The organism is Haloferax marisrubri (assembly GCF_001469875.2).
GTDB lineage: Archaea > Halobacteriota > Halobacteria > Halobacteriales > Haloferacaceae > Haloferax > Haloferax marisrubri.
Genome location: NZ_LOPW02000018.1, coordinates 190152 through 204971 on the forward strand (window position 1 = coordinate 190152; position 14820 = coordinate 204971).

Sequence of the window (14820 nt, forward strand, 5' to 3'; positions counted from 1 at the left end):
CCACGGGGCTGTTCCGGCAACTGTGTTTCTCCACGGAATGGCTCTGGTGAATCACTAGACGGCGGCGGATTCGGTCGTTAATTCAAAGGAGTTGAAATGGAAGACTGTCGATGCCTATGTCGAAAATCTCCCGCTTCACGACAAAAGCGGTCACGTTGGCTAAAAATGTTGTCGCCGACTACGCTCTCGTGTCGCTGCACTGTCTGCGGATTTACCTCGATGAGTCGTACCGCAACGCACTGGATCTGCTGAGCGAAATGCTGCATATTCTCGCCGAGATCGGCCTCGAAGAGGGCGATCTCCCTGATCACTCGACGCTCGTTAAGGCGTTTGATAAGTTTCAGATGAAGGTCTGGCGAGTGCTGCTGCGCCTGTCGGCGTTCACAAATCAAAGATTTGTGCGCACACGAAATCGCTATGGGATTTCGGGACGCAGCTGCACGACCTCTCGGGTCACGCCGCCATTGATGCCACGTTTTTCGACCGCGAAAACGCTAGCAAGCACTACTGCCGCCGCACGAATCACCGCGTTCAGACACTCAAAGCGACGGCTCTCGTCGATACGCAAACCCAAACTGTTCTCGACGTTCATTGCACGACCGAGAAAACCCACGACACACAGCTGGCAGGTCGCCTGCGCAACGCAGGCGACCTGCACAGCCTCGCCGCCGACAAAGGCTACGACTGGATACAGTTAGCGAAAAACTACGCGAAGAAGGCGTGAGACCGCTGATTAAACATCGCATCTTCCGGCCCATCGACCACGCGCATAACGCGCGGGTCGATGGACCTCGATACCGCCAGAGATCGATGTGTGATACCGTCTTCTCGTCGATTAAGCCACGCACGGCGATGCCGTGCGAGCGCGAACGTGGTACCGTGAATTTCGTGAACTCGTCTTGAAATGTGTCGTTCATAACACCAAGCGTGCCGCAACATAGCCAAATCAACCGCTGTATGGCGATTCACCAGAGCCGTGCCTTTCCGAAATTCACCCCCCCCCGACCCAGACGGTACCCGATAGTCACCACGAGATTCGCCTTCCCGGTCAGGAAATGGTGGTTTGAAGGAGTGACGTACTGACCCTTTCCGTTGGTTGTGTTAAATGGCCATTTTGCGATTTTCACGGCCTCACCGAACATCGATGCCACAAACGCGATGAGCCCCTGGAACATCTTGTATGTGATATAGTAACTATTGTCCATTAAATTTCGCTCTCGTAATAGTTTCTCAGTGGCCATCGGCGGTTCCACAGTTCTAAACAAAAGGTGGGCTGCCAACGAATGCCCAGCAAATGCCCCCGGTGACGTCCTATCAAAATATCTAATCGACATCTCAAGGATAGACGTAACCGCTAACTTGAAGACGGTCGTAGATCACTACAATCGTGCTGAGTGCCTCTAAACCACCAGCATTGGCGTGTTCCAGGATGCCCGGCCTGATACACGTCAGAGGGACCCCTCCCTCTTTCACTCCGAAGTAGAACCGTCATTGATTCTTGACTGAAGTCATAGCTCTGTCCGTAGATTCCTAAACTACCCCGAATTGGCGTTGGCGGCGTAATCGGGGTTCTCGTATCGGTGTTTCGATGGGAGTATCTTGCGTTTGGGCTACTGGTAGTCAGCGCGATCCTTGCTGCTTGAGACGATGGACTGGTTCGAGTGTGGTGTCCGCATTCTCCTTTGCCGCTGGGTTCGGGATTCACCTCGCTGGGATTGGGATTACTGGGGCTTCGCCAGGGCTATAGTAGTCGTTAGAAGTTGTTACTCACCTTTGGAACCGAAGGTTGCTCAAGAGCGATATCAATCACTGTTGTTAGCTCGTCAAGTGAGTCGAAGAACTGGTTACTCAGAGATGCTTGAAGCTGTCTCCAGCACTCCTCAACCGGGTTTAGATCCGGCGAGTCCGATGGAAGCGTCACGAATTCGAGGTCGTCACGGGCCGCTAGGTCCGTGACGGCCGACGCCTGGAAATACGGCGCTCCGTCCAGCACCACGAGCAAGCCATCTTCAAATTCTTTACATAGTTCCAAAATGAAATGTTTCGCGTGTTCAGCGGTGACGTACTCTTCGAATCGTGAGAAGAAGCGATCACCGTCCTCGGTGATCTCGCCCAGCAGACACGTCCAGTCGCGTTGACCAGAGAGTTCGACCGAGGGCGGCGTGCCGCGCGGAAATCACGCGGCACACGGCTCAACTTGTACCGATTTCTTGGTTTGGTTGATACAGACTACCGTGGCGTCCATCTTCCGCCGCTTTTTTAGTTCTTCGTAGAACGCTTTTGTTCGTCTTCGTCGGCTTCGGCGGCTGTACAGCGTGGTTTCTGATAGCTCAACCTTGCTTCTTTCAGTAACCGCCAACAGCTCGGAATTGAATACTCGACGTCGTAGGTTTCTTCGAGGAAATCTTGGGCAAGCGCCGGCGTCCACGCCGGCGCATCGATCCCAACTTCTTGAGGAGGTTCGTGGACGTTTTCTTGAAATCTGTTTTGCTATGTTTCTGCAAGCTTTCGCTTTCTCCTAGTTCATTTATCATCAGAAACGGCTTTCTCAAGCGGCTCGTCGGTGTCGAGTCGCTTGAGCCAACTGTAGACCGTCCGCCGCTGAACATCGTACCACTGGGCTAGCTCGGTCTGTGTGACACCGCTCTTGTACGTGATAGCTGCTAAGAGCCGTTGTGTCGGCTTCTTTCCGTCCACGTTGTCGAGAACGTCTTGCAATTCCTCGACGGAAATATCGTCGAGATGATTCATTATATCTTATAAGAGTCTTTGAGTAAAAATCTCTAACGGTTACTATAGGTTGGCTCCGTGATTTTCATGATACACGTCACTTGACTATTGTATTCAAATCTAGAAAAATTCTAGATAATAGTATTTTATTTACAAATTTCTTAATCAACAGAATTTAATACTGGTCTAGATTTGATATTGTTGAGAATTGGGCCTTGGGACAGGCCCGTAATATTCGACGTACATGTTCAAATCAAACGACAACGCTCCCAATACAGTCTCCAGTTCAAATCAAGAATCGACTCGGTTTGGTTCTGTTCGCCGCGTTATCGCGACGACTGCCATCTTGAGCGTAGTTTTGCTCGCACAACCTGCCGCAGCACAACAGGGTGTCATCTGCAGTGCAGACAAACTCCCCGAGATGATCGAGGGCTTCTTCCAGATAACCACTGCTCTCGGCATCATCGGTCTCGTCGTTGTCTGGCAGGCTGATTCCCTCGCCGAGGTATTCACGATGAGTCACGACCAAAAGAAGAGCCTCAAGCGCCACAAGCGTTCAGCGCTGAAGTCTGGACTCATCTTGTCCATACTCGGCCCTCTGTACACTGTTGCGGGGGGGATGATGGGACTCCCGCTCGCCCAGTGTGTCGACCTCGCACCCTGGTAACTCGGAGATTCACACTCTCGAGTTTCCCTAATGCGTACAGACGCGTGGTCCGTCGTGGTTGCTTGCCTCCTCGTAGTGAGTAGCATCGCGGGGCTCGTGACTGCAACCCCACCACGCCCAGGGACGGAAGACAACGGGCTGACCGAGAACGAGTCAGCGACGCTGTGGTCTCGTGACTCAGATGAGTACATGAACGAGACCGAGTACCGCCAGCGTTACGGCGAGGATCGAACTGCGATTCACCAACTCGCGAATGGCACGGACATCACGTTCACGCGTCCGCCCGCGACCGCAGCGACGTGGACACGCAATGATTTCGGTGACTTGGAAGCCGGTGGTTCACAGACGTCGCTGTACCCAGAACACGCCTCTCTCGAAGATGGCGTCTTCATTGAGGACGCACACGCGACACTCTTCGCTGTCCACCCGTCCACGCGAGGACACATCGAAGCAGGCGACACGCCACTCTACGTCGCCCCTGACGGCACTGTTCGTGGCTTCGTCGATTATCGTGTTCGCATCCCGAATGGGAGTCAATCGAACAACTCGGATGTCTCGTGGTCACTCGTCGACGATAAAATCACAGACGTTCGGCTGAAAGCAGGTGACGACGTCGTCGCTCAGTCTTCGGGAACTCATACGCCCGCACTCGACTATCAACTCGACGAGGCGTGGAGTACGACGCTCACACTCGAAGCGGACATCGAAGTGCGATTAGAGAAGACGACCGAGACATCAATCGGCAACCGAACCCAGACAGAAGTAACGTACCCAACTGAGACGATTACCGTCTCTGATTCAGTCGACGTCGAGGTCTACAATCTTCGAGCGTACTCCTACTACGCCAAGTATCCCAATGGTGACACTGGGGTTGCCATCTTCCAGTCACGGCCATGGCAAGGATACACGCTCACCGAGGATGGTGAGTCGAGTGTTCGTGGTGTCTGGCGGTTTTACACCGCTCGTGACCCTCGATGGGACTCTCTCGTCCGTGCAACTGAGTCGAACGAGACAGAAGTCTCATCAGATGCCCTTCCAGTGTATGTCCACGCGTATCCGTCACGAATTGGCCCACGGACTGAACCAATTCGTAATGGGCCGACGATAATCGATTCGTGGGGCCAAGAGCGCACGAGTCCACAGTCCACTATTGCAGACACCGTCTCAGTCGAAGTCGTCAACCAGTCGTACACGCCCACATACGGACTCGCCGTTCGGGCAGACGAAGTTGACCGTGACGCACTTCGTGTCGCTGGCATCGTCCGTGGCATCAACGCCACTCCTTCCGCCTCTGACGTTGGCGGTGGCCCAGAGCGTGAGCTCCGTGAAAGTCGGCTGACTGCAGAGGTGATCGACCGGACGAACGACCAAGCAACAATCCGAGTTGAGCTTCAGGACAACGAGACGGGTACACCGATTGACCTCACAGCTGACGAACGCCAGGTAACACTCAATGGCGAACCCGGTGGTGGGTACATCACGATTGCCGGCCAGCAAGTTCGAACGAACGAGTCTGGCGTTGCGGTCGTGACGGTCGATCAGCCGGGATTCTACACAGCACGTTACCACCCCAGTACGTGGCTTGTGGCTAACCCCGCGTACGTTTCCGACACGGCAACTGCGCGATGGCACCCACTCAGTACCCTCGATGGGTGGTTTGCGTTATTCGTTGAGGTCGGTTGGCAATTCATCCCGTTCGCAGTGATGTTCTACGCCGGAAAGCGCGTCCTCCGATTCTTCGGACCACGAGATGATTCTGAACGATATCCATGAAACGAGATCAATCATATTTCAATAGACGTACCGTCCTCCAAACCGCAGCAGGTCTCTCACTCGCTGGACTTGCTGGCTGTCTCAACGGCAGTGGTGAGACTGGTGATGGGACTACCACCGCGAATGACGGTTCTGAAGCCCAGGGTGTCCTGAACAGAGTCGCTGTCGAAGGGACCTCACTTGTTGTCGAACTTGGCTCTGAGGTTGAGGTCGACCAGGTCAATCTCATTCAACCGAATGGTGAGTTGTTCGGACGACGCGAGGTTGCTGCCGGCGTTCGACAGGTTTCATTCGAGATTGGGACTGCGTACGACCCCGGCGAATTCCGTGTGTTAGCGGTTCAGGGTGAGGATACTGTCGACGAGACGAGTCTAGAGATTCGCCCTGAGCTCGAAATCGTCGATGTCGGCCTCTTCAGAAACAACCCCGACAAGCCGTGGGATGAGGTCTATGGAGAGAGTAAAACTGACCGAAGAAAAGACAGTGAAGCGTTTGTTTCAATTCGAAATTCTGGAACTGGTCCTGATGCAGCAATCTCACTCCGGTTCCTGGGAGATGTTCCTAATCCGGCTGAGAACCCACGGAACGAGGGAATCTATGAGGCTGATGAGGTAGTCATCCCGGCTGGCAAGACCAGAGATGTGTACAGTAACTCTCTCCCATTTAGTGCACAGACCGGCGACGAGGGTATGGGTTGTAGTGTGGACACAGACACCGGTGAGTTCTCTGTTCATGTTGGAACACGAGTTTCTGGTGACGAGGTATCGGAGAACTTCGAAGTCAAATATTCTGGCTCGGAGACAATGATCGACTGCGAGGTCGAAATCAGTGTGATCTGACCATGGTTGACCTCATTGACGTTGTTTTAGAAGGATTCAAAGATGTCATCGAGTGGCTCACAGATTCATTCACCGAGGGAATCCAGACAGGTTACACTGCACTCTCTGCTGAGCTATTCGGTACGCCTACCCCACAGACAAACGGTGCGTTTGTGTTTGGCACCCCGTCAAACAGCCCGTGGATTCAGATTAGGGACGCGCTTGTTGGCGGCGAAATCATGCTCATTGCGCTGCTGCTGCTCGTGATGAGTGTCCAGGGTCGACACGTGATTCGTATCTTCAATATGGGGAGTACGTATGAAGCTCGAAAAACGAAAAAGAATGCCTGGACTGGTGCTGTTTTCATCATCTCGTGGTACTGGGTTGGTACAGTCTCTCTGTACCTTGTAGACGGATTTGCCATCGCTCTCGTTCCATCTCTTTCTAGCCTGTCGAGGGTACTCGGAGGATTCCTGAACACTGTCACTTTCAATCCCATATTAGGCCTCCTTCTTGCAGCACTCGGAGGTATCTCGATGTGGGCGATTGAGGCACTCTTTTTCATCCGCGAAATCTTGCTGTACGTCTACGTCTATGGGATGCCGATTGCCATCGCGCTCGGATACGGAAACATCCCCGTTCTCTCTGACATCGCGACTGGCTTCGCAAAACGGTTCGTTCCCTTAGTCGTCCTCCCACTCCCGGCAGCAGTCGTCTTCAAAGGCTACGACCTGCTATTCGCCAGCGGGACGTTCTCGCCAGCGACTGCCTTTCTGCAGTATCTCGTCGCCGTCTCACTCCCCGTTATCGCCCTCTACCTGACGTGGAAGACGTTCTCCTACGCAACTCCGCTGACCGCGAAAGCCATCGGAACGGCAAGCAGAGGTACTGTCGTCGTCAGTAGCGTGGCCGCTGGAGCATACCTTGGTGGCGCCGGAGTCGCCACAACCGCCGCTCGATGGGGCCCAAAGGCCGCTGCTGGCCATGCAATTGCACAGAAAGCGGCCGCCCGGACTGAAGGTGGCTCAGACACCCAGAACACACCCCAGTATCGTCGAACCGAGAACGACCCGCACAACTACAATTCCTAATTCATCATGTCGACAGATTCAGACGCAGCAGCACGCCGTATCATGGACCAATTCGGTGAGGAAAGCCGCATCCCATTCCTCAATGTCGAGGAAGGAGATGTCGGCGTCCTCATCGCCTTCCCACTCGTGGGGCTGTTCATCGCAGGGCTCATCGGAATCGACTCACTCTCACTCCCACTCATCGCTGGAGGGCTTGGCCTAGGGGCGGCCATCGTCTACGTCGCCCCCGACCACCTCAATGCGTGGACATGGGCGAAGGACATGTATCGGTATGCGAAGCGACCGAGTCGAACATTCAGCGCAGCCGAAGCCTCGGATAACTCTGCTCGAAATGATGGTGGTCTCGCGAACTACACACCCTTCACTCCTGACGAACGGACACAGGACCTCACCAATGTTGAACGGGCGTGGCCGGGTGCAGGTGCCATACAGCGAACGGACGGTGCGATGGAGGCGTTCATCGAAATCAACCCGGGGAACATGGATTTCGCCATGTCCGATGATTGGGCTGGACTGCAGGAAGCGGGGGCCGAATTCGCGAACAAGGAACTTGACTCGAAGCTCAAGTTCCACGCGACGACGCGGTCGTTCCCAGTCGAACAGTTGACTGAGAACATCGAACAGCGGCTTTCCGACGAAGACGTCTCTCGAAACCCAATCTTCCGTGAACTCCTCGAAGAATACCGCGAGCGACGCCCACGGGCGATGCGAGAACGTGGAACCCAACAGATACGCTTCTTTATCGGTGTCGAAGCGTCGCCACTCGAAGTCTATGACCGTTCCCACGACGAGCGAACCCCGGCAGAGAAACTGACCGAAATCCCTGTCATTGGATTCCTATTCAACCCGTTCGTTACCCGCCGCGAAGACCTCTCAGAAGCCGAACAACGCGCTCGTATGTTCGAAAAACTCGATAGCAAGATTGCTAGCATCGAGTCGGGGTTCATCCAGCAGGCCTCGGGATGGTCCGCTCGTCGACTCAGTACTGTCGAGTTGTTCGTGTTGACGATGGATTTCTGGAACGGCCACGAGCACGACTACGACAACCCCAAGCGAGTGATTCGAGACCAACCGATTATCGGGAGTTCTCGTCGGGAGGATGGTTTCGATGCGTAATCTCGCCCTCCAGACCGAGAGTGAACTCATCGGTCAGACCCTCGAATGGCTTCAACAACCGACGTCACCGGAGGGTGCGATGCTCTATGCCGCTGGGTTACTCACAGTCGGCCTTATCGGCATCCTCGCGTGGAAACGCCGTACTACCGAGGAAGAACCCGAAGTTGACTTCTCGGATGTGCTTGACGAGGAGACACTGGAAACGGGTCACGGCGAGGGGCAACTCCTCGATGACATCGCAGAATCACACAAGACGACGATTGCACCCGCCGCTGTCGAATGGGAAACCCGTGCAGCCCACGTCGGCGAGCAGTGGACAACGACGCTCTCCATTACCGACTACCCGGACTACCCGAACGACGGCTACCTCAGCGACCTGTTCCAGCTGACAGACGTCGAGTTCGACCTCACGGCACATATCCGACCAAAGAACCAGCAGCGTGCGCTGAACGAACTCCAAGACATCGCTGATGACCTCCAGGTCGACGCAGATCTCGAAAAGAGCGTTCGAAGTGGCTACCTCCAACAGCGTGCAAACCAAGCCGCTGCGACGTACAACGCTGTTGAGAGTGGAACCAGTGTCTTCGATCAGTCGCTCTTCGTTACCGTTCGCGCCGACACACGCGATGAACTTCGAGACGCCGTTCAGAGCGTGAAGAGTGCACTCCGTGATGAACCAGCCAGCCTCACGCCAAAGACGGCCATCTGTAAACAGGATTTGGCGATACAATCTGCAGCACCGATTGGCGACAACGTCTTTGGCCGAGAGTCAATCGCCCTTGGCGGAGCTGTAGGAGCCCTACTTGCATCGCCACACAACGCGACAATTCTCGAAGAAGGAGGCGTGGAGTTCGGAATCCACAAAGACACACACAGTCCGGTCGTCATCGACCCATTTGCTCGTGACAATGGCTATGCGATGTTCACGGTCGGGGACACCGGATCTGGGAAATCATTCGGCTCGAAGCAGAACTTCATCCGCTCTATCGAGCAGAGTAAGGACCGAATCGGGATCATCCTCGAACCTCTCAACAACTGGGCTGGTGTCGCCGAAGCACTCAGCGCGAAGCGCATTACGGTTGGTGGGACACTCGGGCTGAACCCCTTAGAGATTCGGCAGACACCAGAGCACGTCCAGCGAGCGATGGGTGAGGACGCGAGTCCGTTCAACGAGAAACTCGATGACGCGATGAGTTTCCTCACGAACTACTTCGCACTCCGTGGCATCTCTCTCGGTGACCGACGAACAACGCTCGAACTCGGTCTCAAGCGCTCGTATGAGCGACAAGGAATCACCGACGACATTGCCACACACGGGAATCCGAGTCCGACTGTCCGTGATATGATGGACGTCTTCGAGGAGATGGTGGAATCTCCCGAGGAGTTCGTCGTTCGGACTGACGCCGAAGCGAGTAAACTCCGTGATGACGCAACGTGGCTTCTCGATCAGCTCCGACCATTCGAAGACGAGGGTCGATATTCGAATCTCGGTAGAGCGTCGGACTTCAACATCCGTGACGAGAAGGTCATCTACCTTGATTTGGCCCAACAAGAGGGGAGCGTCAACAGCAGTACAGCGCTGACGATGCAACTCCTCATCTCGCTCGTCTACGAGCGGGCAAAAGAGACGGACAAGGAGGTTGTGTTCGTTATCGACGAAGCGCGGTACATCATGCAGGACGCGGCTAGTTTGGCCTTCTTGGAGACGGTGTTCCGTCACCACCGGCACCACAATCTCTCAATTCGGTTGGTCACACAGACGGTCGACGAGTTCTTCGAGCACGCCGAGTCCGAGGCCATCCTCGACCAGTGTGCAGTCAAGCAGTTCCACCATCTCGATGGGATGGACGAAACGTGGGCTAAGGAGTTCGGATTGAACTACGCCCAGATGCGCTTCGTCCAGGACGCGATTCCCGGGAACGAGGACGCAGGGTACTCTGAAGCACTCGTTGGTGTCGACGGTGAGTGGCGTGGAATCCGTGTCGAAGCGATGCCCAAAGAGAAACAGGTCATCGACTTCGACCCAACCGAGTCGTCTGCTGAGTCGCTTCCGGGTGCTGGGGGCGACACGGTTGACCCCGAGATACAGGCACTTCGTGAAGAGCTCCGAGACAGCTCTCTTTCGAGTGAACACACCACTGTTTCCGCTAAAACTGACGGTGGTTCTCAGGAGGTGTCCGAAGATGGAGCGTGAATATCTCCGTGTCACACCGACGTCTGAAGAACTCGGAACCAACGGTATCGTCGAGGTCCTCAGCAGTCTCCATAAACTATCGACGACCTCGGAGACTGGGCTGCTTGGCAAGTTGAATCCACTCAACTCCTCTGAGCCACCACGCTTCGAATTCCTCGCGATAAGTGAGGGTACGGATAGACCGGTTGAGTTCTACTACGGGGCAACTGAGCACCTCGATACACTCGAGTCGCGACTTCTGTCGATCTACCCGTCGACGTTCGACATCGAGCGTACGGAACTGGATCCTGCACATAAACTCATCCCCGAACAGGAGTACACCCGCGAAGAATTCGAGGAAGCACTGGAAGCCGGGAAGCTATGGGATGAATTCGACGGGCGTGATGAGGATAGTGACTCGGCAGAGTCTGAAAGACACGATCCCGAATCTGACTCAGTACCAATTCATGCCCGCCCATCGATAGAGCAACTCCAACCAGTCGGCGTCCAGTGGCGGGGGACTGCCGAACGGAAGCGGGATTGGATGACGACGCTCGTTCCGTTCACGAAGGCGACTACGGGTGAGGATGTAGGTGCTGAAATCACGATTACGCCGTTAGCGACACTTATCGACCACTTGAGCGACTTCGAATATCCAATCGGATTCCAGGTTGTCTTCCAGCGGAATCCTGAATGGAAAGCAGACGCCGAACTGCGCGTCGAAGACCTCAAAGATGGGCGAGATACATTCGGACAACGGTACATCGGCCCGATTTTCGAATTCGACGATTACGAACACGAAGACAGACGTCGTCGTCGAGAACGCAACCTACCAGACAGCGTCCAAGACCGTATTGACCGAATTACTGCGAAGCGTCCAAAGCAGACCTATTCAGTCAACCTTCGGACGGTCGCTGTTCCACCAACTGACGCTGATACCGATGACGTGGCTTCGAAAGTCGGGTCAATTCTCCCAGTGTTCGACCCACTGGACGGGCCGTTCTACGGCCTCGATGGACAGCGAATCAACGAACAGGGGTGGCGTCAGAAAACGAAGCAAAAGAACGCCCGCAAACACCTCCGGAATCTTCTGGACCGAGAGTTAGAGACAGGTCGTGGGAAGACACGCCCAGACCTCATCTTAAACGCTGACGAGTTAGCGAACTTCCTCCTTGTTCCGTCGAGTGACCAACTCAGCGTCGAGGGTGCTCGGGGGACTCGTGCTGAACAACAGAGTCGAAATCCACTCCCACGTCCTCATCAGGACCTCATGCAGGAGTTCCGTGATGGGATGGCGATTGGGTATGCTCTCGATGAGAATGGCGACCCCGAAGACGTCCCGACGTGCATCCCACCAAATCTGTTGCCAACTCACTACGGCCGATTTGGGACTACTGGTGCAGGGAAATCGAAGGCTTTCATCAACGAGATTCTCTCGCTCCACGAGAATACCGAAGGGCCAGTCATCGTCGTCGAACCGAAAGGCGACGGAATGGCCGAGAACTATATGCGAGCACACGCTCGGCGCTTCGGAACAACTGACCTCGAAGAGAACGTGGTCCACTTCCCGATACCGGATGTGCTCCCAGGATTCTCGTTTTTCAATCTTGAGCCAGCCCTCGAAAATGGAAGACTTCGTGAAGATGCTGTCCAGCGAAAAGCAGAGCACTACGAAGAAATCCTAAAGCTCGTCATGGGCAGAGAGCGCTACGAGAGGGCGGTCGTCTCTCCCACGTTGATTCGGACGCTCATCAAGGCACTATTCGATGAAGAACACGGGCGAGAAAATGGGCTCTATCGAGAATCGGCTGACTACTTTGCACATCGCCAGCTGGAGCACGCCGTTGATCAAGTCCTACAGGCAGGCCCACCGAACGCGAATTTCGACGACCTTCCCAAATCGAGCGAGGAGAATGTGGCCCGAACGCTCCGACGGCAACTCCAGAAAGACCCGAGTTCGTTTTCAGCCGTAATGGATGGTGTTGGCCACAGACTCAACTACATCTCTGACCGACCGTATCTCGCTCAGGTATTCAACAACACAGAGAATCGCTTCGACTTCCGCGACATCCTTGACGAGAATAAGGTAATCCTGTTCGACCTTGGCGACCTTCGCGATGATGCGTCGCGTCTCATGACCGGTCTGATTCTCTCGAACCTTGACGACGCGCTCAAAGAGCGGAAACGCGAGGTCAGCGAGTATCCCGAGGACTATGTGGTGAACCTCCTCGTCGACGAGGCGTCCTCAGTCGTCGTTTCCGACATCATGAATGGACTCTTGGAGAAGGGCCGAAGCTTCCGACTCTCGGTCGGGTTGTCGATGCAATTCCCCGAGCAAATGGAAGCAGAGGGCGGGCGGAAAGTCTACCTGAACGCCCTGAACAACATCGGTAGCTCACTTGTCGGCCAAATTAACGTCGACCGAGAACTCGCCCGAGCGATGGCCCACGAAGGGTTGGACCCTGACGAGTTCTCCAACCGGATTCGGTCGCTCCCTCGTGGCGAGTGGATTGCCAACCTCCCGAGCCCCAAATTCGGTGAGACGGGACCGTATCCGTTCAGCATCAAACCACTGCCAATCCCTGCAGGGCATCCAGAAAGCGACTACCCACTTACTGAGCGAGAAGAACAGCAATTCAAAGAGACGCTCTCAGCGATGCATGAACGAGCTGAGAGCAAATTTGGCGTCTCCAACGAATCGGTCCCGAGTACACAGACGCCCGAAGAACTCCGAGAGATTCTCACTGTCACCGATGCTGAGTTAGACGTCGTTCTCGCGAAGGTTGTTCGGAGTATCCAACTCCAACGAGATGTTCGTGAAGAGAATGGGTGGGTCTCGGTCGAAGCAGTTGACGACAAATTTCGACGCTTGTTCGACGAGGTCGAAGCCAACGTACCATCGTACGATGAGTTAGCGAGTATCCGACAGCGCTCGCGACTACTCGAAACGACCGTCGATATCGACGCTGACGAAGTAATCATCCGGTTGAGTGAGGAGGGCGAAGATGTTTCGACGCCAGATACTGGAGACGTTCGATCCGCTGGTGGAGACGAACACGATGCAGCACTCTTGGAAGTCGAAGAAGAACTTTCCAAACTCGGGTTCACCGTCTCGATTTTATCTCAGGATGGAAGCGAGAAGCCTGACGCACGAGCGACTCATCCCGAGTTAGAGGAGGCGTTCGCAATTGAGGTTGAGACGTCGACACCTGGAAAGCCCGCAAAGGTGCTCACAAACCTTCGGAAAGCGCAAGAAGAGGGCTCATTCCCTGTATTTGTTGTTCGACCTGGAGACACAGAGACGTACTGGGCAGAACGAGTCGAAAATATCCTTTCACCACCGGTTCGAGAACTCGCAAACGGTGAAACGTGGTTCTACACCTACGATTCGCCGCTCATGTTCAACGGCGGGGCGACCGAACAAGGCGGTGTTACCGCAGTCCGGCCTATGAACGGTGGTGACGACTCGAAACGTACTGTATGGGCTTTGGAGGATGATTCGATTGTTCTCCGCGATGGGTCCGGCACAGAGTATCTCCGAGTCTCCGAGCGGTCCTCGATTACGAAAGAACGCGTACCAGCAACGTACAGCTACGACCCTGCAGTCGACAAATACCTCGTGTATGGCCGTGGGGAAACACACGTCTACGAGTCTAAGGGTGCATTCGAGGCAGAATGGGTGAAAATCAAAGAGCCGTTCGTCCCTGAAAATGAGTTGCTGAATCCAACGTTCGATACAGACGACTATGCTACTGTCATCCTCTCTGAAGACGATGAAGCAGTCGTCTACGATGGTGGTTCACAGAAGCCACTCGATTCGCTCCTTGAGAATGCCCACGGGGAAGACCTAGCCGAAACCAAAGAAAACAGGGAGCAATCCAAACCCCATTCGGACACCTCTTCAGAACCTACTCTGGAGCCCGGTTGGAAAGACGACCCAGACGCAGTTGTCGAACAATTCGTAACTGAATGGATAGTCGAAGACGAGCATAGTTCAGTCCCTGCCGCAGAGGTGTATTCGACGTATGAAATGTGGGCTGAGAAGCACCAAATCAGCCCTGATTCAAAGAGTTGGTTTAGCAGACGTCTCAATAATCAGATAGTGTTTGAGCGCTCCACTGAGCGCCGCAATGGCGAGGTTGTTCGCAGCTACAACGGCATTGCACTGGAGAATCTGAGTAAAAGGTGATGCACAGTCAAAACATGGTTTCTGGGGCCTCTGGTGTCGTTCTACCGCGTTTCTCTCCCCCGTTACGCCAACGGCGTCTACTCGTTCGTAAATATCTGCAAAAACGCAAGACTGCGGCGCGTTACGGCAAATCCGAGAATGGCGTTACATCTACTGGATCTTCAGAAAATGCCGTACATCGCGTACAACCACGGAACGAGTCTTCTACTCGCAGATTTGAAAATCTGTTACGGCAAAAAACGACTAGTATAGGGTGGGGGGTG

Annotated in this window: 7 protein-coding genes and 2 pseudogenes; 8 read left to right on the forward strand and 1 reads right to left on the reverse strand. The window is 54.5% G+C overall.

Going from position 1 to position 14820, the window contains the following annotated elements; all coding sequences use genetic code 11:
• Window positions 1-116: 116 nt before the first annotated feature.
• A pseudogene (locus AUR65_RS15765) lies at window positions 117-941 on the forward strand (IS5 family transposase).
• An 812-nt stretch (window positions 942-1753) separates the two neighbouring features.
• On the opposite strand, the pseudogene AUR65_RS15775 reads toward AUR65_RS15765, so the two are convergent.
• Window positions 1754-2751: pseudogene (locus tag AUR65_RS15775) on the reverse strand (IS630 family transposase).
• Window positions 2752-2974: 223 nt separating this feature from the next.
• On the opposite strand from AUR65_RS15775, the gene AUR65_RS15780 reads away from it, so the two are divergent.
• From AUR65_RS15780 to AUR65_RS15810, 7 genes are read left to right on the forward strand one after another with little or no spacing between them, the layout of a single operon-like run.
• A complete protein-coding gene (locus tag AUR65_RS15780) occupies window positions 2975-3397 on the forward strand; it encodes a hypothetical protein (RefSeq protein ID WP_084816474.1) in 423 nt (140 codons plus the stop codon).
• A 30-nt stretch (window positions 3398-3427) separates the two neighbouring features.
• Window positions 3428-5170, forward strand: coding sequence for a hypothetical protein (locus tag AUR65_RS15785; RefSeq protein ID WP_103429267.1), 1743 nt, complete (start codon window positions 3428-3430; stop codon window positions 5168-5170).
• Window positions 5167-6009, forward strand: coding sequence for a hypothetical protein (locus AUR65_RS15790; RefSeq protein WP_058567792.1), 843 nt, complete (start codon window positions 5167-5169; stop codon window positions 6007-6009). Before AUR65_RS15785 ends, AUR65_RS15790 begins: the two co-directional genes overlap by 4 nt.
• A 2-nt stretch (window positions 6010-6011) precedes the next feature.
• Window positions 6012-7079: a hypothetical protein gene (locus AUR65_RS15795; RefSeq protein ID WP_058567793.1), complete on the forward strand. Its 1068-nt coding sequence runs from the start codon at window positions 6012-6014 to the stop codon at window positions 7077-7079.
• A 6-nt stretch (window positions 7080-7085) separates the two neighbouring features.
• Window positions 7086-8195, forward strand: a complete 1110-nt coding sequence (locus AUR65_RS15800) for a hypothetical protein (RefSeq protein WP_058567794.1) — start codon at window positions 7086-7088, stop codon at window positions 8193-8195.
• Window positions 8188-10389: a VirB4 family type IV secretion system protein gene (locus AUR65_RS15805; RefSeq protein ID WP_058567795.1), complete on the forward strand. Its 2202-nt coding sequence runs from the start codon at window positions 8188-8190 to the stop codon at window positions 10387-10389. Before AUR65_RS15800 ends, AUR65_RS15805 begins: the two co-directional genes overlap by 8 nt.
• Entirely contained in the window at window positions 10379-14557 is a 4179-nt protein-coding gene (locus tag AUR65_RS15810; protein ID WP_058567796.1) for an ATP-binding protein, read from the forward strand. The genes AUR65_RS15805 and AUR65_RS15810 overlap by 11 nt, the downstream gene beginning before the upstream one ends.
• Window positions 14558-14820 lie beyond the last annotated feature (263 nt).